Genomic DNA, 21,768 nt, shown 5'->3' with positions numbered 1-21,768 from the left:
GGCGCGGACATACCCCGTTGCTTGCAGCGGGGTGCGCCAGCGCAACTTTGATTTCAAAGTTCTTTTGAATTTATCCAGTATCTATTTAAAATTTTTCACATTACCTATATTTATAGAAACAGACCTGAACAGGATTACTTGTTAGCTTATAGAGAGAAGTGGCAAACTTCCTATCTCTATGTTTTCGAGCTCTTTAAGTGCCCGTTATTTATATTCGCTTGAACTCTTAGGTTCTTGATCTTCCATAAATGCCTCTTTAGATTTCTTTTATATACAGGCGCTCTCTTGTATTGTAAGGTCTAAAAAGACTTGATGCAGCCCCAATCAGTGTTTCGGATTTTCCTATTATAAAAAATCCTCCTTTTCCGAGAGCCTTGTAAAAATTAATCTGTAATTGCTCCTGAATTTCCTTTTTAAAGTATATCATTACATTTCGGCAGACAATAAGATCAAAATGATCGATTTTGGGATCTGAAATTAAGTCCTGACATTTAAATTGTGTTATACTCCTAAACTCATCTATTATCTGATACATATCTCCCTGCTTCAAAAAATAACGTTCTCTTGTGCTTTGATCAAGATTTTTAAGTGAATTCTCATTGTAAACGCCCTTTTTGGCTTTTTCCAGACTTTGAATATCAATATCCGTACCTATAATTCTTATTCTGTACTTATTAAAATCGTTTTTCAGGGTCCTGTGCAGCAGAATAGCAAGAGAATAAGCCTCTTCTCCTGCCGCACAACCAGCACTCCAGATGCGAATTGATCGAATGAATAGTCCTGATCTGTTTTTAGTAAGAGAAGGAATGATCTCTTTTTCTATTATTCTAAAGGTTTCTGGATTTCGGAAAAACTCACTGACGTTTATAGTAAGAGCGTCAAAAAGGGACTCGTACTCTTGAGGATCTTTCTCCAAAAGTTTCAGATACGCTCCATAACTTTCTGAATTGGTGGCTCGGACACGCACGTTAAGTCTACGCCTGAAATGGGCTTCCTTATAATGTTCACAGTTAAAGCCAGTGTTTCTATTAATAGTTCTCTTTAAAAGTTCAAAGCCCGGATCTTTTCCAGATTTTGACATGCTTTTATCTCTTTACCTTTCTCTTTGTTTATCTCTTTACTTTTCTCTTTGTTTATCTCTTTACTTTTCTCTTTGTTTATCTCTTTACTTTTCTCTTTGTTTATCTCTTTACTTTTCTCTTTGTTTATTTCTTTACTTTCTCTTTGTTTATCTCTTTACTTATCTTTTTGTTTAACCTTTTACTTTTTTCTTTATTTTTCTCTATGTTTATTTTATTATCATTTCCCTTTCTAACTGGATCGTTACCCATTTCTTCATCAGCAGTACTTTATCCCGGTTTTTTGTCCCAATTAAAGTTTCTTACATATTTCAAATCAGGGAGTTAACATCGATAATTAAAAGAACATTTCCATCACCCAGAATTGTCGCTCCTGCAAACCCTCTGGTATTATCAAGAAGCTTGCTTTTGAAACTCTTTACTATTACTTCCTGTTTTCCAAGAAGCTCGTCGACAACTATCCCAATATGTTGCCCATGCTTTTCAACGATAACCATGTAAATATTGTTCTCATTGTCATTATCAGGTAGCTGAAACTGCTTTCTCAATCTAAAAAGTGGAAGAATTTTATTGTCTATTAAAATGACTTCCTGCCCTTTGATATGTTTGGTTTCCTGCGAACTAACTTCAATGTTTTTCACTATGTTTGTGAAAGGAATTGCGTACTTTTCCGTTCCAACTCTTACCAGCATGGCCTGATAAACTGCAATGGTTAAAGGCAGTTTCAGTTCGAACCTGGAACCAAGTCCGGGCTTTGACTCAACTTTTACGGACCCTCCGAGGCGCTCAACTCTATTTTTTACAACATCCATTCCTATTCCCCTTCCGGAGACATCGGTAACACTGTCAGAGGTACTGAGGCCTGGAGTAAAGATCAGCTGCATTACTTCTTCTTCCTCAAGCTGCTCCGTACTTTCTCTTGAGATAATTCCTTTCTTTAATGCAACTTTCCTGATTTCATTAGTATCTATTCCACGTCCGTCATCTTCTATTCTAATAAAGACAAAATTTTCCTGTCTTAAAGCTGCAACCAGTATAGTGCCATTCTCTTTTTTCCCAAGCTCCACACGCTTCTCCGGAATTTCTATTCCGTGATCTACTGCATTTCTTAGCAGGTGAACCAGGGAATCCCCAATTTCTTCGAGAATAGTTCTATCGAGCTTGATTTCTTTCCCTTTGATTACAAAATCGATTTTTTTGCTTTGTACACGTGCGAGATCTCTTATCATTCTGGGATAAACATAGGCAATATGGTCCAGAGGCACCATTCTTGCCTCGATCACTTCATCTTGCAGTTCTCTTGTTAGTTTATGAAAATCCGAAAGTGCAGCTTCAAGCTCCTTTGATTTCAGATTGCGTGTAAGTTCGTTTACTCTACTCCGGTTAATTACGAGCTCACCCACAAGATTCATCAATTTGTCGAGCTGTTCAGTACTTATTCTTGAATTTTGAATAATTTTTACTTTAGGACTCAATCTTGGATAAGCTAGGTTTTTTTCTTCCTTCTGTAGTCGATCAATCTCTTTTATTGATTTTTTCTTCGCAGAAAGGAATTTATTATCTTCTATTCTTTCAATGAAGGCTTTTTCAGGAGAACCATTTATCTCTACTAATGTTTTTATCACTTCGTAAACCTCAGGATAGAACTCGTATTTATTAGCCTTCTCTTTTTTTTCTTTTTCAGGCTTATCTCCTTCACTTTTACAGACGTTTTCTACAAGCTCATCAAGGGTATCCACACATATCAAGAGAACATCAATCAAAGAAGAATTAAGTACAATTTGCCGTGTGCGCAGTCTGTCTATCAAACTTTCCATTTCATGCGTTAACTCTACAATTTGCTTGAACCCCATAGTTGCAGCCATGCCTTTAAATGTATGAGCTGCACGAAATAATGTATTCATCTGTTCCGTATTTTCAGGATCAATCTCAAGCACCAGCAGGGAGTCGCTCAACTCTTTGATGTATTTTTCAGATTCTGCCCTGAAAATGTCCATATACTTTGACATATCCATAATTTTCCCTGCCTTTGTGGAAGTTCAGCTTTTCCTTTTTAGACGGTTTCTCAACACTGAATTCAATTCGGGATTGGATTCCAGTTTCTGTCCCACGTTCAATTATATTTTAATCCCTACTTCTGGCTTAATCCTGATATTTACTTTAGTCCCTACTTCTGGTTTAATCCCTAAACCAGTTCCGTGCTAGTTTTCAATTTAATCACGACATTTCTAGTTCTAATGAAGTTTTAATGAAGTTTTAGTGAAGTTTTAATGAAATTTTAATGGATTTTTAATGGAGCTTTAATGGAGCTTTAATGGAGCTTTAATGGTGTTTTAATGGTGTTTTAATGAAATTTTAATGGATTTTTAATGGATTTTTAATGGATTTTTAATGGATTTTTAATGGTGTTTTAATGGAGTTTTAGTGGAGTTTTAATGGAGTCTTAATGAAGTTTTGTGAAGTTTCTATGAAGTTTTAATAGAGTTTTAATGGAGTTTTATGGAATTTTTTGAAAGGATGCCATAAAACATGTACGTATATGCTGCGCTACCAGGACTGCGTAGGGATATCGACGGCAAACGAACCTAAAAGTTCCTCCAGAGATCTTATGCGCCTATTGCAAGAAACATTTCGTACGGAAGCAGTTGTTTCTTTCTGGAGCCTGTGCTTTTCTATTTTTTTGTTTGTATCCGGTTCTTCCCTGATTTCGCATATACTATAATCATCACAACCGGAGTTGGACATTCCTTTATAATCCCCGAGTAAAAGCCTTAAGACCGTCAAGGACAGACATGAAATTGTCTAAAAGATAGTCATCTCAAGCACTTTTTATTAAATATAAAAATTTATTTTAATAACTTTATCTAATAATGTTTATTTAAAAATATTACTAATTGTCTGATTTTGCATATTTCAGTTTGTAGAGCTTTAGTTAACACAACCTGATTTAGTGCAGCTTCAGTTAAGTTAATTAGTTTATTTATTTTCAGTTAAGTTAATTATTTTATTTATTTTCAGTTAAGTTGACTCTGTTCCAAAATCCAGTGATTTTCGTATTTTTTAATTGAAGACCTGAGTTAGCAAGAAGAGTCCAGTTATCATCAAAATCAATATTCGACATCTAAAGACTTCAATTTTTAAGTTATGTCACAAGGATTATGACTAATTACAAAACCTAGTGGTTTTGAAATTTAAATTCATCACTAGGTTTTGGTACTGAGTCGTTAAGTTAATTAGTTTATTCAATTTCAGTTAAGTTAATCTGGTTTAACGTAGCCTCAGTTATTTGGCTTAACGTAGCTTCAGTTATTTGGCTTAACGTAGCTTCAGTTGTTCAGTTTATAACGCAGCTTCAGTTGTTTAGTTTATAACGCAGCTTCAGTTATTTTACTCAATATAGCGTTAATTGCTTTGTTTAATGCGGCCTCAGTTAACGCAGTATGCAATAGTAGCTTTACTTACCACTAGATTTAGACCGGATCTAATTCGGTTCGGCAATTTTTCTTATTACATCGAGCATTCCATCAGGCTCAAAAGGTTTTACTATAAAGCCCATAGCTCCTATTTTCATTGATTCGGTTATGAATGCCTGTTGGCCAATAGAAGAACATATTACTATTTTTGCCTCAGGGTCCATAATAAGAATTTTTTGCAATGCCTCTTTTCCATCCATATCTGGCATAATTATATCCATTAACACAATATCGGGCTTTACTTCGAGATAAATCTGAATTGCCTCTTCTCCATCATTGACCTCAGCAACAACTTCATGTCCGTGCATCAGAAGAATGTCTCTAATAATCATCCGCATAAATTCGGCATCGTCCACAATCATAATTTTGGCCATGCACTTCCCTTCTTCCGCTCTTGAACAAGCGACAATATCGGATGATATTATACTTCTTTTTTTGGAATGTTTCGACATCTTTCGACATCTTATTCCGATGTTTGCCGAATCTCGCCCCTTGCCTGCATATTCTCCACAAATTCATACTATGAATCAAAGACCTAATTTAAAAATTATGTAAGGTTAACAAATGTAACCAGCGTAGTTTATTTGTTAAGATATATTAATCCCAATTGTGTAGAAAAATATATACTATACCTGCTATATTAAATTTTTTAATTGTCTTTATAAAATTGGAGGGCTGAAATTTATTTAGATACTCTGGTTAATTGACATGTTAAAAAAATATTTGCAAAAGTTACAGGCTCTTTTCTAATCTTCAGCCTGGTTCGGTTTTTAATTTACAGATTTAAATAAAACGTTGATCATATTGACTCAGTACCAAAATCTAGTGATGGATGTAAAATTCAAAATCACTAGATTTTGTAAATGGTCACCATCCGTGTAATACAACTTAATGATTCAAGTCTTTAGATAGCGAATATTGATTTTGATAAAAACTGGATTCTTCTTGCTAATTCAGATTTTCTATCAAAAATGCAAAAATCACTGGATTTTGGAACAGAGTCATCATATTATTTTTTATAAATAAAATGCTTCCTTATTTGTTTTATGTTTAATCTGGAACTAACTTTGATTTTTTCTGAAAAATAACATCCAAAATGATATCAGAGTCCAAATAAATTGTTTTCATTACTACATTTATATTGAATTTATGTATCTAAATCTAACAAATAAATTTATATTTTCTTAAACTTCATATATTATTGTAATTTGAGAATAACCCTGGGACAATTTGTAGGCCTAAGGTAAACTGTTGAAAAAATATTGATTTCATAACTTTCCGGTCCTGGTTTTAGGGAGGACGATGGTATACGTACTGAAGATACAAGGAAAGATTTTATTTCATTTTTTCTTGTCTTAGACCTTATTAAATGATTCAGTATCATTAGAATATCAATTCATTAGAAAATTTGTTATTCACCGTTTCTTTGACAAAATTTCGTTTACAAAACCTTGTTTGCAAAGAACAACTTTTAAAAAATCCTATTTACAAAAAGACCAGCTTACTAAATCTTCAAGCAACCTCACTTAGGAGTTGATTTAAGTGCCTGAAATTCTGATTGTTGAAGATAATTTACTTAATCTGACCGTTGAGGCAGACTTACTTAAGTCTTTTGGACACGAGCCGAAAAAGGCGAAAAACGGCTTTGAAGCTCTCAAAATTCTCAATGAAGTGAAAATTGACCTGATATTGCTTGACATGGAACTTCCGAAAATGCATGGTCTTGAATTGCTTCAAGAAATCAAACTTAACCCTGAAACTAGGAGTATAAAAGTAGTTGCAGTCACAGGTTATTCCGATCCTGAAAGTAAAGAAAAATACCTTAAAGCTGGATGCTATGCTGTTCTTGCCAAACCCATAAACTTTGGTGAGTTTGGCTCACAGATTGAGGATTTTCTTACAATAGTGGACTCTTGAAAATATAATATATGCGCAAATAAAAAGACAGTTGCAGTGTATATGCAAAAATAAAAATAGTCGCCTAAAAGGCAGACTAAGTAGATATCTAAAGAGATGCAAAATAGGGTTAAAATCACAAGGACAAATTTTTCATTATGTTTTCTTTTTTCAATTAATCAAAAAATTTATCAACTTTTAAATAGTCTGTATTGAATGATCGGTTGGAAGATCAGGCAATCTTCATAAAAACACTTCCGCCCGTTCACCTTCCTTAGCAGATACTACTGATACGTTAACAGTCCATGCAGGTAGAAGAGGTATAGAGATAGAGAAACCGGAGGCAAGGGTGAGATAGATGTATAAAAACACAAAAATAGGGCATGTAGTAATAGGCTTTGCTCTTCTTCTGGTTTTAATTTTCTTTGTTGGGTATACAGGCTATCAGGGTATGAATGACGTGGAAAAAAAAAGCCGAGCCATTCAAAACATGACCTTTATCATGAATAATATGCAGGGAGCCCTGGAAGCTCAGGAAAATTATGTTATTTATGGTGATCCTGTTTATAAGGAAGACACTTATAAACATCTTGATCGTGTACCCACACAAGCAGCTATATCCAAGGAAATATATCTTGTTTACCTTGATCCTGTAAATCAGGATCGAATGGATTCTATTCTGGAAGTCTCTGACAAATTTAAAGAAAGCTTTGATAGCTATGTTGAAGCAAACAACGAAGAGATAGCCCTGAGAGCTAATATCACTTCTAAAGGCGATCTTATCTTGCAGAAAGCAGATGAGATTTATCAAGACCAGATGCTTCAATACCAGCAATACGCAGAAAACGGTTCTTCAAGTGAAGTTCTCCAGCAAAAGTTATCCAATGCTCAGGAAGTCCAGAAAATTAGCATACTTGCAATGGAAGCTCGAGACCAATACCAGAACTATATAATTACTCCCGAAGATCAGTATGCAGAAAATTTCGATCGAACTATGGAGAATATAAGTGAAGTTACTAAGAACTTAAATAAGCAGACCGTAAATCCTGAAAATCTTGAGCGTGAAGATGCAATAATCTCCAATGTTAGAGAAATCCGGAATGATTTTGATCGCCTGGAAATTCTTAAAAAGAGGCAGGCAGTTGATGTGAAAAATATGGCAGCCATAGCTGCAAAAATTAAAGAAAATGCTGAAGCTGCCAGTGACGATCAGAAAGGTAAGCTTGACACCCTGATAATAAACTCTATAAGTAAGATTCTTCTCGTTACTCTTCTTTCGATACTTATCGGCTCTTTACTTGTTTTTGTGATTCTGAACCTCTACAGAAAACCCATTTATGAATTGCTCGATGCATCCGAGAAAATTTCTAACGGAAATCTTGATGTTAAAATCAATAGGAATTCGAGAAGTGAAATCTCTCAACTCTCACAAGTTTTTGAATCAATGGTTGAAAATCTTCGTAGCCTGATAAAAGGAATTCAGGAAAATTCGGTTCACCTTTCTACACTCTCAGAAGAAATGTCTGCTTCTTCTGAGGAAGTGGCTTCAGCTTCAAGGAAAATTTCTGACACTGCAACTGAAATCTCAAATGGGACCGAAATGCAGAGTACAAAAATATTGGATATCACTCATGCAATGCAGGATATGACACATAATATTCAAGAAATTGCAGAGAATACTCAGAAAGTCTCTAAGAACACTAGTATTGTCAATAGTACTGTCAATAGCATTGGAAATGCCTCAAGAGAAATTCTGGTAAAAATGGATCGTATTTGCTCCTCTGTTGATGAAACTAAGGAAGTAATAACAGAACTTGACTCCAAATCTCAACAAATCAATGAAATTGTAATTCTCATTACCAGGATTGCGGATCAGACAAACATGCTTGCTTTAAATGCTGCAATTGAGGCTGCCAGGGCTGGCGAGCAAGGTCGGGGTTTCTCTGTTGTAGCCGATGAGGTCAGAAAACTTGCCGATGAATCCGGTCGTGCTGCTAATAACATTTCCAGCTTAATCGAAGAAATAAGAGGCAGTATCAGCGAAACTGTGGAAAGTATAGAGGCCAGTAAAAAAGATGTGCAGGCTGGCTCACTATCTGTTAATAATGCAGTTGAAATGGTTGCAGGGATCGTTACTACAATCAATGAAATTACAAATATGATTGAAGATGTTGCAGCTGCTACAGAAGAGCAGTCCTCGTCCATTGAAGAAATCACTTCCACTCTGGAGGATATTTCCTCAATCTCGGAACAGTCCGCTGCAGGGACCCAGGAAACTGCTGCAGCTCTCGAAGAGCAGAGTGCTTCAATGTCAGAACTTGCCAATATGGCCAGTGAGCTTTCTTTGCTCGGGGAAAGAATGAAAAAAGCTACGGAAAAGTTCAAACTTGGTAACTTAAAAGAAGGATCAGGAAACATGTCAAGTTAAACTTTCGGAGTTAATTTGAGGAACTCAAATGTTTAAAGAAGTAATAGATGAAGGTTCAAGATTTTCTTCCGAAAATCTTCAATTAGTGACCTTTGAGCTTTCAGGTGAAGAGTTCGGAGTAGATATCATGCAGGTCTCCGAAGTTATTTCGGTTCCAAGGATCACCCGTATTCCTCAGGCCCCAGCATGCATAAAAGGGCTCATTAACTTGCGGGGAAAGATCCTCGTTGTGATAGACCTTAACAAGCGGCTTGAGTTCAGCTCGAAAGAAACTGATAGCTTGTCCAGAATTATTATAGTTGAGGTTAAAGATACAGTCCTTGGAATGCTTGTAAATTCCGTAAAAGAGATCATGAACCTGCCACTTTCTTCAATTCAACAACCTCCTGAGATGATCAGATCGAAAATCAATGCAGAATATCTAAGAGGAGTTGGAGAAATAAGTAGCAGGCTTATTATTCTACTAAATCTTGCACGAGTACTTGGAGAAGAAGAAATCGAAGAACTCAGTGAGCTGTCTTTTCCAGAAGAAATTGCTTTAACTGAGTAAACCACCTCTACGAAAGAGGATTTTTAAACTTGCTGAACTATATTCTGTAGAAAACGACAGCTTAAACTCACTTAAATAGTTTTCACCCAAAATGAATATTTAGAAAAGTATTTAAATTTAAACATTTGTTCTCCCCTAAAGCTAATGTTAAACTCTTCTAAAGCTAATGTTAAACTCTTCTAAAGCTAACATTACACTCTCCTGAAGCTAACATTACACTCTCCTGAAGCTAATATTAAACTCTCCTGAAGCTAACATTACACTCTCCTGAAGCTAATATTAAACTCTCCTGAAGCTAACATTACACTCTCCTGAAGCTAATATTAAACTCTCCTGAAGCTAACATTACACTCTCCTGAAGCTAATATTAAAGATTCACAATCAGGCTTTAAACATGCATCCTGTAGTCATATTCCTTTTCGCCCTTCTCCTTATCTTATTTTTACAGCCGGACTCAGGTTACACCCTTTCTTAAGTATTGTCCTTGTATCCATTCTTACAGGAATTCTTGCAGGAGAACCTCTGGCCACAGTCGAAGCAATAACCAAAGGATTGGACAACGTATTTTCTCGTTTTGCTATTATTATTACTCGTGGAAGTATTATTGGAATCCTGCTCCAGGGAACCGGAGGAATGTCCTTAATAGCTTCTGATATTATACGTTTTTCCAGAAATCCTCTACTTGCTCTTAATGTTCTTGGCTTTCTTTTTTCTGTTCCCCTTATGTGTTACATTCTTGCCTATGTTATCTTTGTTCCAATAGCTAAAGAGTTGGCTGTCAGACTCGATAACCCCCCAATTTCCACTGCAACAATCCTTGCACTGGGAGCTGTTGCCTCGTTTAACCTTGTCTACCCTTCGCCTGTAGTAATTTCTGCAGCAGAAGAGCTATCGGCTGACGTGAACAGGCTTTTTATTATGGGACCTTTTATCGCAGTTCCCACTTCCATTGTAGGCTACTTGTATTCTAAAAATCTAGAAAAGTCTAAAACTGCAGGTTTTTCAAATAGAATAAAAGAAAAAAAGCTGAAGATCAGGAAAAAACCTCAGGAATATATAATAACCCTGCTGAAAAGCCAAGTCGACTTGAGGCTTACTTTCCAATCTTTTTTCCTTTACTCATTATTCTCCTTCAAACAGACTTTGAATACCCTCATTCTGTGTTCACCTTTCTGGGGAACCCGAACATTGCTCTCCTTATAGGAGTCCTTCTCTCCATCTTTTCTGGCAGAAAGCTCAGGTTTCCCATACTAAGGGAATTGGTCGAAAAAGCTGTGAGGAGAAGTGGGATTGTTCTTCTTGACCTTTGTGGAGGAGGTACTCTTGGGGCAACCCTTGCCATGACCGGAGCAGGGGAAGCTCTTGGCAGGTTCTTCTTGTAGTTGAGCCTTCCTCATATCCTTGTGCCTTTTCTCATTGCCGCAGCCCTTCAAACCGTTCAGGGATCAAGGGTTGTTACCATGCTTGTTGCACCTTCTCTTTTACTACCCCTGGTTCCTGAACTTGGGCTTCCTCCGGAAATCATTATCCTTTCAATAGCTTCAGGCATTTTTCTAATTTTTCATGTCAGTGATCCTTTCTTTTGGATTTTCGGAGAACTTGCAGAGCTGGAACCCTCTGAAGTCTTCAGGTCAAATACCCTTGGGAGTGCCGTAATGGGCATTGTGAGTTTCCTGCTGACATCTGCTGTTTATCTTTTCTTTTACTGATTTCTTCGTCTATTGTTTCTCTAATTTTGTCACAGTACAACAATGATCACATAATTTGGTACGTGGCAAATAATAAATACCAGTTTTTTATATTTCTCTATATGAATGAGAAAAATTATCCTGAATTTACGGGCCTTGAGCTCTCTCCGAGAAAGGTAGATTATCTTAAGTTCATTCTTGAAAAAGGAGGCACTGTAAAAACCACAGAGATCTCTTCAGTCCTGAAGGTCGATCCTTCAACTACGACTAAAACTTTAAACGAACTTGCAAGTGCAGGCTACCTGAATCATGTTCCCTATAGGGGTGTGGATCTAACGGAAATGGGGGAGGCATATACACAATTTCTCATCCGAAGACACAGGATTCTTAGTCTTCTTTTAACCCACTATGGCCTGTCGTCGGAGGAAGCGTGTAGTGAAGTTTTACGTTTTGAAGCTTTTGTCTCCAGGGATGCTATAAATAAAATCTGCAGCTCAATGGGACACCCGATGTTCGGAGTTTGTGGAGAAATAAGCCATGAAAACTGCTTGCATGAAGAAAAACACCATTGAAACTGCTTGCATGAAGAAAAACACCATTGAATGCCTGTAAGTGGAACATTAAATGAAATTCTAAATGAAGAGCTAAAGTGCTAATCAAGTGCCGAGTATGGGTTTCAAGATAAATTTGGTATTGCACCAAAAAATTTCCTGAATAATTCAAAAATTTAAGTGCATACCAAATTTTGAATACCTACTGATTTTGGATAATAGAGACTTTGAATAATGTTGGTCTTATCTCATTCAGAAATATATTCATGAATTAATAAAAACTGAAAAATGAAGAAATGGGATTTCAATATGAATCTGAAAATTCTACCTTTATTAGTGCTCTTGACTGTTGGTCTGAGCCTTTTTGCCAGCGGCTGTACAGGTCAGGACGACTCCCAAACTAATGAGAATGAGAGTACAGTACCGGACGTTGAAGTATCAGGGTCGAACGAGTCTGTAATCGTAGCTGTGAGTATAGTTCCTCAGGCTGAGTTTGTAGAAAAAGTTGGGGGAGACAAAGTGAAAACTGTTGTCATAATTCCTCCAGGAGCAGACCCTCATACCTATGAACCATCTCCTAAAGAGATGGGAGAAGTGAGCAAAGCTAGTATGTATGTTACAGTCGGTGTAGATATGCCCTTTGAGGAAGTCTGGATCAACAGATTCAAATCTATTAACACTGGAACTCTTATAGTAAACTCTTCTAATGGAATCGAACTCAGGAAACTTGCTGCTCACGATCATCACGAAGAGGAAGGAGCAGAAGAACATTCAGAAGAACATGCAGAGGAACTTGAAGCAGGTAACGAAGAAACTGAACTGGATCCCCACATATGGACATCTCCTTCAAATGCAAAGATAATGGTCGAGAATATTTATGAAGGACTTGCCAAAATAGATCCTGAGAACAAAACTTACTATACTCAGAATAGAGATACCTATCTTAAGGAACTTGACGCTCTGGATTCAAGGATCCGCGAAAAGCTCGAGGGAAAAGAGGAAAGAAATTTCATGGTCTATCATCCTTCCTGGGGCTATTTTGCAGCGGACTACAACCTTACCATGATTCCAGTTGAGATTGAAGGAAAAGAGCCGAGTGCTCAGGATCTGGCAAAGGTTATAAGTCTTGCAAAAGAAAAACAGGTTAAAGTCATCTTTGTCCAGCCTCAGTTCAGTACGGAAAGTGCACAGTCCGTAGCTAAGGAGATAGGCGGTGAAGTTGTAGCTGTAGACCCGCTTGCAAAGGATTATGTTGCAAATATGGATAATGTATCCGACATTTTTGCCAGAAACCTGGTATGAAGTCATTAAGGTATGAAGTCATTAAGGTATGAAGTCATTAAGGTATGAAGTCATTAAGGTATGAAGTCATTAAGGTATGAAGTCATTAAGGTATGAAGTCATTAAGGTATGAAGTCATTAAGGTATGAAGTCAGTAAAATTAGTACTCGAGTCCTGGTTTAATCAGAACTCAAGTACTATCTTAATATCAAATGCTCGTAATCCGGTAAATAAAAACGATATTCTGAAGGAAAGGCAATGGAGAAGGTTATAGAACTGAAGGATGTCTGGGTTCGTTACGGAACCCAGACTATTCTTGAGGCAATCAATTTTGAATTGAAAGAACCCAATGGACTGCTTGGGATTATCGGACCTAATGGGGGAGGAAAGACTACATTTCTCAAAGTGCTCCTGGGGCTTTTGAAACCTTATAGAGGCAATGTAAAACTCTTTGGGAAACCACCGGAAAAGAGTAGGGAACTTGTAGGCTATGTCCCTCAGTACAAAGGTTTTGATTTTGATTTTCCTATCAGTGTTTGGGAAGTTGTGCTTACAGGCAGGATGAGCCATACAGGTTTTCTGAAGAAATTTCGAGAAGAGGACAAAAAGGCTGCCGAAGAAGCTCTTAAAACTGTAGAAATGTTTCAGTACAGAGACCGGCAAATTGGGCAGCTTTCTGGAGGACAACGGCAGAGAGTCTTTATTGCAAGAGCTCTTGCTACAAACCCTAAACTTCTGCTTCTGGACGAACCTAATTCCGGGCTTGACCCGCATATGCAGGATGAACTCTATCGCCTGCTAAGCAGACTCAAGCAGGAAATGGCAGTTATCATGGTTACTCATGATCTCAGTGCGGTTTCTGTTTATGTCGACAAAATAGCCTGTTTAAACCGCACTCTTCATTATCACAATTCCAGAGAAATTCCGGTTGAAGATCTTGAAGCTACCTACCAGTGCCCTGTTGAGCTGATCGCTCATGGAATTCCTCACAGGGTGCTGAAAAACCATGAGGAGAACTCCTGAAGATCAGGACTTGTTCGAAAAGGACTGATTCGAAAAACAGACGGAGAAACTCCTGAAGATCAGGACTTGTTCGAAAAGGACTGATTCGAAAAACAGACGGAGAAATAAGAATGTTTGATTTTCTGCAATATAATTTTATCCAGAACGCTCTTGCAGCCGCAGTTCTTGCAAGCATAGCCTGCGGGATTATAGGAGTCTATGTTGTCGTCAAAAAAATAGTCTTCATAAGTGGTGGGATAGCTCATGCTTCCTTTGGAGGTGTCGGGCTGGGCTATTATCTCGGAATTAATCCTATGTTCGGAGTTCTTCCCTTTAGCTTGCTTTCGGCTCTTGTGATGGGAACAGTGAGCAAGAAGTCTAAAATCCCTGAAGACAGTGCTATAGGCATACTCTGGTCTCTTGGAATGGCACTCGGAATAATTTTTGTTTATCTAACCCCTGGTTATGCTCCTGATCTTATGACCTATCTCTTCGGCAATATTCTAACAGTTCCCTACTCCGACCTTTATTTTATGCTAGCTCTTGATGTAGTAATAGTAGGTGCGGTTTATTTACTTTACAAAGAATTTCTTACCTTATGTTTTGACGAAGAATTCACAACAGTACAGGGCCTTCCTACCGAAAAACTTTACCTTTTCCTTCTCTGTATAATTGCTCTAACAATTGTAGTGCTCATTAAGGTCGTGGGTATTATCCTTGTAATCGCTCTTCTTACCATTCCTGCTTCTCTGAGCCGTAAATTTACTTATAACCTGAAGCGTATGATGCTGATTTCCATAGCCTTTGGTACGGTGATCAGCGTTACGGGAATAGGTCTTTCATATGCCCTGGATGTTCCATCCGGTGCAACTATCATTCTCGTACTGAGCCTTGTGTATGGGGTTGCTTCTTTCGGGATGGAAATACTCGAGAATATAAAGAACTCAGGGGCTTAAAAATCCTGAGTTTTATTTTACAGGCTTTAAATGGACATTTATGGACTTATCCAGTACTTATCCAGTACTAGTTAAGTAGCTGTTCGAGGATTATTTTTCATAATCTTTCATAATATTATTATAATTATATTTATTCCGTTTTATTAAGACATAAGTTTATATATGGTGAGATGTAAGAGCCTAAACGTTTAATTGATTAATTCCACAGGATCCGGTACTAAACCTCTCTAGGCTGGATTTGTAGAGATAAAAACGGAATCTGAAGCATCTAACCCATGCGCGTACAACCGTTTCGAGTGGGGAAGCGACGGATACGCCGATAGACTAAACACAATGGATTTATCTGGAGCTACTTAAGCCAATCCAGTAAGTGTTCTAAAAATTATATCAAAGCAAGTGATTGAACCCGTTATATAAAATGGAAGCAATCAGACTATTTATTAAATAAATTGTTACAATCAGGGTGATAAAATGGATCGTGATACAACCCGGGACCAAAATATAAAAGAAAATGAGATTTTTGATGGAGACTGCCTCGATCTTCCGGATATTCCCCTTCCGGAGACTGACAACGTTCTATACTCAATCCTTAACTCCTTAAACCAGAATATCGCAGATTTTCATACCTTTGTGAAGTTCAACCCCTATCTGTCTGAGGACCACCTGAATGTCGAACTGCTTAAAAGAAGCATGGGCATTCACAGAGACTTTACAGCTCTATTCCTGCACACCAAAGAGGAGCTTATTTTTACCTATCCCGAATTCATAGAAAAAACTGAGAAGTTGTTATTTAGGGGAGATGTTGGTACCGATTGCATAAAATACACTCGCAAATTATGCAGAACAATAAGCGACTATAAAATAGCCCTGCACAGAGAAGGCTATTTGCCTGACCTGAGAAGACAGTTACCATTGATTGACTTGTAATTCATCCGGTAACTTACTTTTTTCTGTTAAATTTCTCTCTTTTTCATCATATTCAAAATCAGGCCCCCACTCTTTTATATTTTAAGCTCATAATAATTCTGTCAATTCCAGTAATTCTAAGAGTCCCATGAATAGAAGATGCTTCCAAAACTCTATTTTTATTGAATGAAGAAGGGAAATTTCTTCTCTTTTATATCTCAACTTTCTTTGTATTTTACAGTACTTCCAGAATTTTATATTTAATTTTCAGTACATCCGTAGTTTTATATAATTAAAAGGTATCTAGATTTCCAGGCATCTGTAAAAACGGTGTCTTTGAAAAACGGTATCTTAAAAAACGATCTTCGAAAAACGGTATCTTAAAAAACGATCTTTGAAAAACGGTATCTTAAAAAACGGTGTCTTTGAAAAACGGTATCTTAAAAAACGATCTTCGAAAAACAGATGCCTGTATTATTAAGTGTCTGAGTCTTTTTTATTTTCGTAAACTCTTTTTCACATAGTTTTTCGATAAGTTCTTCCCACTGATATTTTTCTTTCTTTATACCTTCATTCTCAGAAACTTTCTGTATTTTATCAAGTTGAAAAATTTGGTCTTCGTCATAAACACCGCAGATGTAAAGCTTTTTGACAGCTTTTAAAACAGATTTTTCTTCAGAAGTACACTCTTTAAATCTTCTATCCATTTCCGCTAAAGGCATGAAAATTGAACCTACAGTCTTATTGAATCTAACTTCATTCCAATGTCGATCAGCATTGTCTGCTATTTCTTTTCCCTGCTGTTCCGAAATTTCGTTTACTTCAATAATTTGATCAAAAATTCCGGTTTCTAAATCCAGATTTTTGTCCAGCATCCTTTTCTTTGTTTTGTTATATTCTATTTCGGAACGGCATGTTGCTATAAGGTTAATTTCGTTTTTCCGGCAGACTTCAAACAAATATTCAAAATTTTGCTGTTCTGCAAAACGATGTAAGTCATCGATAAACATCAATTTTGGTTTCCAGAACTTCATTTGCCTGGGCAAAATAAAGGATTCTATCTCTATATCGGTAGACCTTGGAATTATAAGGTCATGCTTTTTTGATTTTCTCAAAGATTCGTAAACCATTCTGGTTTTTCCAGCAAGAGGTGGGCCTACTATCAGTACACTTTTTCCATTATCCAGGCAATTCCAAACCTTTTCGTCTTCAGGTCTTAAAAAATAATATTCGTTAAAAGATCTATTTCCCAGAATTTCTTTTTTCCCTGTTGAAGTTGAATTTTTCCATATGAGGTTAAATAGACTCTTTAGTTTTTTCTGCTTTTCCCTATAATTTTTATAAAGTGTGTATGAGGCACCTATCATTGCTAAGAGTAAAGTAACCAAGATTCCGAGTTTTGCTTCAACATTCATGTTTGAACAAGTTGAGACTAATTGAGAACCAGATTCAGTTACCTCTTGTATAGGAAAACTCAGATTAGTCATTTTTAGAAGCCTTCAGAAAAAACTGTTTTTAATATTACTTTTGATTTTATTTATCATTTAGAATCTAAGAATTTTAAATATATCGATATGTTCTTATTTTTCGTAGGTGGACAAAAATCTGTATCTCAAATATTCACAATATCAAAAAAGAACGTTATATCCTTAGTTCCCAAAATTTAAGCGCATATATATAGTAATGAGAATCTGCGAGGTCAGAAGACCACGATTTTGAAATTCTGCTACAAATATTATGTGCTTAAACTTAAGCGCATAATCCGATATCAAGAGACATTTATGCGCCTAAAAATGCGGAACTTAGGTTATATTCCTCGAATAACATGCACAACTACATGAAAATGCTTCCATATGGTAGCATTTTGATGCTAAAGCAAAAAACGGATCAAAAAAGAGAAATTAAAATTAAAAAAGTACAATAAAAATAAAATTAAATAATTAAAACTTCAGTTTTTACTGAAGTCCGAAGTGTTTTATGTTCCAGTCTGCAGTAGCCTGGATTTTCTTTATTTCTTCTTCACCGCCTTCCATAGTGAAGAGGTGTTTGAACCTTTTCTGGGCCCTCAGGTACTCCTCGACTGGTCTGGGATCCTTAACTTTCCTGACCTGGGTAATTTCCCCGTTTTCCATTTCATACATGGGCCAGAGGCAGGTTTCGACTGCGAGTTTGGCGATTTCCAGGGTCTTTGAGGTATCAAAACCCCAGCCTGTTGGACAGGGGGCATGGGAATGGATATAGGTCGGTCCCACGATTTCAGTTGCCTTCTTGACCTTTCGTATCATGTCTCTTGGGAAACCTATGGAGGTCGTGGCCACATAAGGGGAGCCATGAGCTGCCATGATAGCAGGCATGTTTTTCTTGGGGCGCGGGTTTCCAAAAGAAACTTTTCCGGCAGGAGTGGTTGTGGTACTTGCATCAAAAGGTGTTCCACTGCTGCGCTGGACTCCGGTGTTCATATAAGCCTCGTTGTCCATGCACACGTAGGTAAAGTCGTGACCTCTCTCGAATGCACCTGAAAGGGCGCCAAGTCCGATATCCATAGTAGATCCGTCTCCACCGATTGATATAACCTTGATATCATCCTTTTTGCCAAGAGCCTTCAAAGCAGCTTCCACACCTGAAGCTACTGCTCCTGCGTTCTCAAAAAGAGAGTGGATCCATGGAACCTGCCAGGAGGAATATGGGAAAGGTGTGGACATGACTTCCAGGCAGCCTGTCGGGTTAACTACAATTGTGTTTGGGCCTGCGCCCATAAGTGCGAATTTTGCAGCAAAGGCATCACAGCAACCTGCACAGCCACTGTGCCCGGAAGTGATATATGTTTTTGGTGCAGTTTTACTCATAGCGATTCCTCCTTAAGGTCCAGGAATTGGCTTTCAACCGTGATTCCGGACTTTGCAACTTTCTTGGTTTCTTCTATAACCTTTGCAATACTTTCCACAGGAATATCACGGCCTCCATGCCCCACAGTATAGCCAATCACAGGTACACGGACTTTACTGTTGTAGAGGCAGGATTTGGTTTCTGTAAAGAGAGCTCCTTCGTTTGTCCCTATCGAAATATTCTTATCAAGCACGACAACTGCGTGGGCATTCTTAACAGCCTTGCAGATCTGCTCCTTCGGGAAAGGCCTGAAGGATCTGACCTTTAAGACACCGATCTTTTCTCCTTTTGCTCTGTACTCATCAACAACATTCTTGATAGTACCGAGAATAGAGCCCATAGACATGACAATAATTTCGGCATCATCAAGCATGTATCCGTCAATAAGCCCTCCGTGGTATCTGCCAAAGACTTCCTCAAACTCCTTTGCCACAGCTTCGATCTTCGGAAGAGCTTTCTGCATTGCCTGCTCCTGGAGATACCTGAACTCTTCATAAGTGTCCGGGGCTGCAAAGGCTCCGAAGGTTTTGGGGTCTTCAGGGTCAAGAACATTTTCAGGCTGGAAAGACGGAAGGAAATCGTCGGTCAGTTCCTGTTCAAGCAGGACAACAGGCTCGTAAACATGAGACAGAATAAAGCCGTCCATGCAGGCCATACCTGGGAGCATGACCTCATTGTCTTCTGCGATCTTGTAGAGCTGGGGCAGGGTATCACATGCTTCCTGGACATCCTCTGCGTAAAGCTGAATCCAGCCTGTATCCCTCTGCGAAATCGCATCCTGGTGATCGTTCCAAATATTGATTGGAGCGCCAACTGCTCTGTTTGCCACTGTCATTATAACCGGAAGCCTCATACCTGAAGTGTTAAAAAGTGCCTCATGCATAAGCAGAAGTCCCTGAGAAGTTGTGGCTGAATAGGTCCTTGCGCCTACTGCTGATGCTCCTATAAGGGCAGAAATTGCCGAGAACTCGGCCTCTACATTAATATACTCACAGTTAGGGATTTCCCCGTCTGCTATGAACTGGGATAGGTCTTCAACAATATGCGTCTGGGGAGTAATCGGGTAGGCTGAAATTACATTTGGACGGCAGACTTTTGCGGAATGGGCCACAGCGTAGGAACCTTCCACAACTACCATTTTTTTTCTGTAAGCCGGGTCAATCATTATTTCTCCTCCAGAATCATTTCAATCGCATCTGCAGGACACTCATTTGCACAGATGCCGCAACCTTTGCAGTAATCATAATCATATTCAAAAAAGCCGTCTTCTCTGGGTTTGACAGCCATATCAGGGCAGACAATATGGCAGATTCCGCATTTGGTACATTTCTCGTAAATATAAACAGGACGGAAGTTTCTCCAGCCTCCGGTTTTATTTATAAGGGTAGAACCAGGTTTACAGACTCTGCAGCGTGAAATGTTTAAACCTTCTTCTTTCTCTTCGTTTTTCAGAACTTCGGGCCGCATCTTTCGGTCTTGTTCGGATCCGTTACTCACGCTTCTTCCCCCCTGATAAGATTGTAGGCCTTCTGAATTGCATTTGCATTCTTTTCTCCTACCTTTCCTGGAAAACGAGCTCTTATTGCATGCTGGATTGACTCGACATTGATTTCTCCGGTTGCACCCGCAAAAGCTCCAAGGAGGACAGTATTTACAATAGGGACACCTATGATGTCCATTGCTACCTTGGTAGCATCCACGGTCATAACCCTGGCTTTTGTATTGAGTTTCAGGCTTTCCGGTTTTTCGGTTGTGTTAACAATAATTATTCCGTCATCCTTTACCCCGCTTGCAACGTCAACAGTTTCAAGTAGGGTTGCATCCTGGACAATAACATAATCCGGGGTGTAAACCTGGCTCCGGAGCCTGATAGGATTATTATTAATCCTCGTGAATGCCTGGACTGGGGCACCTCTACGCTCTACCCCAAAAGCGGGGAAAGCCTGGCTAAACTTTCCATCTTCAAAAGCAGCAACAGAAAGCATTTCAGCCGCGGTAACAGAACCCTGGCCTCCTCGACCGTGTATTCTGATTTCCTTCATCTAGATTCTCCTTTTAATGAAATTTTATCTATTGTTTTTCGAACATTTTCGAATATTTTCGAACTTTTCGAGTTTTTTTTCGAATTTGTCTGTATTTTTGCTGTTCTCGGCAGTCTGTTTGGCAAATTTTAATTAGCTGTCTGGCACACTGCTATTAATCGAATACTAAACGAATTGACCTGATGTTATCCAATTTATTTACTTTGTCAGATACAATCAGCATTCGTTTACTTTATCAGACATAATCAGCATTCGTTTACTTTATCAGACATAATCAGCATTCGTTTACTTTATCAGACATAATCAGCATTCGTTTACTTTATCAGACATAATCAGCATTTGTTTACTTTATCAGACATAATCAGCATTTGTTACTTTGTCAGAACAATAACAGCATCTGACTCTTTCTTCAAGCATTATTCTAATATAATAAGTGTGACATGTACATTCATGTCGGGGATCCAAAAACCTATATGGTAAATTGTTAACCTGGATCTCTTTCATATCATGAATTATAATTATTATTGAAAGATTTATTTTTAATTCTAGGTTCACACTGTTTTATGCCTGATAGTTCATGGATAATAGTGTAGAATATTATTAGGTTTTCGGTGAATTGAAATATATTCGTTACTATTCAGGTAGCCTTTTTAGGGCTACACAATTTTTCCTCTTTTCGAGGAAAAATTGGATTTACAATGAGTTATTTCTATCTTTGATGAAACGTGAAGAGATTCTTGCTCTGTGTACTTCAAATCCTGAAGTTATTGCAACTTACATTGAGAGTCTTGAATCTCAAATAAAACAGCTTAGTGAAAAATTGCAAGTTTTAGAATCTCGCTTAAATCAAAATAGCAGAAACAGCAGTAAACCTCCTTCTACTGATTTTTTTGTCAAAGGAAAACCTAATCCCAAGAGTCTCCGTAAAAAGAGCGAAAAGAACCCTGGAGGTCAAGAAGGTCATCCAGGAACAACTCTTAAAATGGTTGATAATCCTGATTAGGTAATAGAGCATTCTTTGAACTGCTGC

General features: G+C 37.8%; 19 protein-coding genes and 2 pseudogenes. 11 read left to right on the top strand and 10 right to left on the bottom strand.

Annotated elements, in window-relative coordinates:
* Window positions 1–256 precede the first annotated feature (256 nt).
* From ASJ81_RS19660 to ASJ81_RS19640, 5 genes are all read right to left on the bottom strand, one after another.
* A complete protein-coding gene (locus tag ASJ81_RS19660) occupies window positions 257–1,081 on the bottom strand; it encodes a CheR family methyltransferase (RefSeq protein ID WP_095645839.1) in 825 nt (274 codons plus the stop codon).
* Between the two features lie 124 nt (window positions 1,082–1,205).
* Complete coding sequence (locus ASJ81_RS24340) at window positions 1,206–1,331, bottom strand: hypothetical protein (RefSeq protein WP_275112592.1); 126 nt, start codon at window positions 1,329–1,331, stop codon at window positions 1,206–1,208.
* Window positions 1,332–1,390: 59 nt separating this feature from the next.
* Window positions 1,391–3,094 (bottom strand): chemotaxis protein CheA, encoded by a 1,704-nt coding sequence (locus tag ASJ81_RS19650; RefSeq protein WP_095645837.1) that lies wholly within the window; start codon window positions 3,092–3,094, stop codon window positions 1,391–1,393.
* Window positions 3,095–3,626: 532 nt separating this feature from the next.
* Window positions 3,627–3,824, bottom strand: a complete 198-nt coding sequence (locus ASJ81_RS19645) for a hypothetical protein (protein ID WP_095645836.1) — start codon at window positions 3,822–3,824, stop codon at window positions 3,627–3,629.
* Window positions 3,825–4,560: 736 nt separating this feature from the next.
* Window positions 4,561–4,926, bottom strand: coding sequence for a response regulator (locus ASJ81_RS19640; protein ID WP_095645835.1), 366 nt, complete (start codon window positions 4,924–4,926; stop codon window positions 4,561–4,563).
* Window positions 4,927–6,094: 1,168 nt separating this feature from the next.
* Here ASJ81_RS19640 and ASJ81_RS19635 point away from each other — a divergent pair.
* The 10 genes and pseudogenes from ASJ81_RS19635 (at window position 6,095) to ASJ81_RS19595 (ending at window position 15,831) form a co-directional block, all read left to right on the top strand.
* Complete coding sequence (locus ASJ81_RS19635; protein ID WP_095645834.1) at window positions 6,095–6,469, top strand: response regulator; 375 nt, start codon at window positions 6,095–6,097, stop codon at window positions 6,467–6,469.
* Window positions 6,470–6,806: 337 nt separating this feature from the next.
* Window positions 6,807–8,876: a methyl-accepting chemotaxis protein gene (locus ASJ81_RS19630; protein WP_095645833.1), complete on the top strand. Its 2,070-nt coding sequence runs from the start codon at window positions 6,807–6,809 to the stop codon at window positions 8,874–8,876.
* Between the two features lie 28 nt (window positions 8,877–8,904).
* A complete protein-coding gene (locus ASJ81_RS19625) occupies window positions 8,905–9,426 on the top strand; it encodes a chemotaxis protein CheW (RefSeq protein WP_095645832.1) in 522 nt (173 codons plus the stop codon).
* Between the two features lie 333 nt (window positions 9,427–9,759).
* Window positions 9,760–10,629, top strand: a complete 870-nt coding sequence (locus ASJ81_RS24055; RefSeq protein WP_338037696.1) for a GntT/GntP/DsdX family permease — start codon at window positions 9,760–9,762, stop codon at window positions 10,627–10,629.
* Window positions 10,530–11,135: pseudogene (locus tag ASJ81_RS24050) on the top strand (GntP family permease). The gene ASJ81_RS24055 and the pseudogene ASJ81_RS24050 overlap by 100 nt, the downstream one beginning before the upstream one ends.
* Window positions 11,136–11,236: 101 nt before the next feature.
* A complete protein-coding gene (locus ASJ81_RS19615; protein ID WP_095645841.1) occupies window positions 11,237–11,686 on the top strand; it encodes a metal-dependent transcriptional regulator in 450 nt (149 codons plus the stop codon).
* 288 nt (window positions 11,687–11,974) lie between these two features.
* Window positions 11,975–12,967, top strand: coding sequence for a metal ABC transporter solute-binding protein, Zn/Mn family (locus ASJ81_RS19610; RefSeq protein ID WP_095645840.1), 993 nt, complete (start codon window positions 11,975–11,977; stop codon window positions 12,965–12,967).
* A gap of 237 nt (window positions 12,968–13,204) precedes the next feature.
* Window positions 13,205–13,969, top strand: a complete 765-nt coding sequence (locus tag ASJ81_RS19605) for a metal ABC transporter ATP-binding protein (RefSeq protein WP_095645831.1) — start codon at window positions 13,205–13,207, stop codon at window positions 13,967–13,969.
* Between the two features lie 110 nt (window positions 13,970–14,079).
* Complete coding sequence (locus tag ASJ81_RS19600; protein ID WP_095645830.1) at window positions 14,080–14,904, top strand: metal ABC transporter permease; 825 nt, start codon at window positions 14,080–14,082, stop codon at window positions 14,902–14,904.
* A 471-nt stretch (window positions 14,905–15,375) separates the two neighbouring features.
* A complete protein-coding gene (locus ASJ81_RS19595; protein ID WP_095645829.1) occupies window positions 15,376–15,831 on the top strand; it encodes a hypothetical protein in 456 nt (151 codons plus the stop codon).
* 419 nt (window positions 15,832–16,250) lie between these two features.
* Here ASJ81_RS19595 and ASJ81_RS19590 read toward each other — a convergent pair whose 3' ends face one another.
* The 5 genes from ASJ81_RS19590 to ASJ81_RS19570 form a co-directional block, all read right to left on the bottom strand.
* Window positions 16,251–17,225, bottom strand: a complete 975-nt coding sequence (locus ASJ81_RS19590; protein ID WP_095645828.1) for a hypothetical protein — start codon at window positions 17,223–17,225, stop codon at window positions 16,251–16,253.
* 540 nt (window positions 17,226–17,765) lie between these two features.
* Complete coding sequence (gene porB / locus ASJ81_RS19585) at window positions 17,766–18,656, bottom strand: pyruvate synthase subunit PorB (protein WP_095645827.1); 891 nt, start codon at window positions 18,654–18,656, stop codon at window positions 17,766–17,768.
* Window positions 18,653–19,861, bottom strand: coding sequence for a pyruvate synthase subunit PorA (gene porA / locus ASJ81_RS19580; protein ID WP_095645826.1), 1,209 nt, complete (start codon window positions 19,859–19,861; stop codon window positions 18,653–18,655). The genes porB and porA overlap by 4 nt, the downstream gene beginning before the upstream one ends.
* On the bottom strand, window positions 19,861–20,148 hold the full coding sequence (porD, locus tag ASJ81_RS19575; RefSeq protein WP_170943415.1) for a pyruvate synthase subunit PorD: 288 nt from the start codon (window positions 20,146–20,148) through the stop codon (window positions 19,861–19,863). Before porD ends, porA begins: the two co-directional genes overlap by 1 nt.
* A gap of 41 nt (window positions 20,149–20,189) precedes the next feature.
* Window positions 20,190–20,738 carry a pyruvate ferredoxin oxidoreductase subunit gamma gene (locus ASJ81_RS19570; RefSeq protein ID WP_095645824.1) on the bottom strand — a complete coding sequence of 183 codons (549 nt, stop codon included), beginning with the start codon at window positions 20,736–20,738 and terminating at the stop codon, window positions 20,190–20,192.
* 715 nt (window positions 20,739–21,453) lie between these two features.
* Here ASJ81_RS19570 and ASJ81_RS19565 point away from each other — a divergent pair.
* A pseudogene (locus ASJ81_RS19565) lies at window positions 21,454–21,738 on the top strand (DUF6444 domain-containing protein); the annotation flags it as partial.
* Window positions 21,739–21,768 lie beyond the last annotated feature (30 nt).

Source organism: Methanosarcina spelaei (assembly GCF_002287235.1).
Taxonomy (GTDB): Archaea; Halobacteriota; Methanosarcinia; order Methanosarcinales; family Methanosarcinaceae; genus Methanosarcina; species Methanosarcina spelaei.
This window is presented reverse-complemented; position numbering and strand designations above follow the sequence as displayed.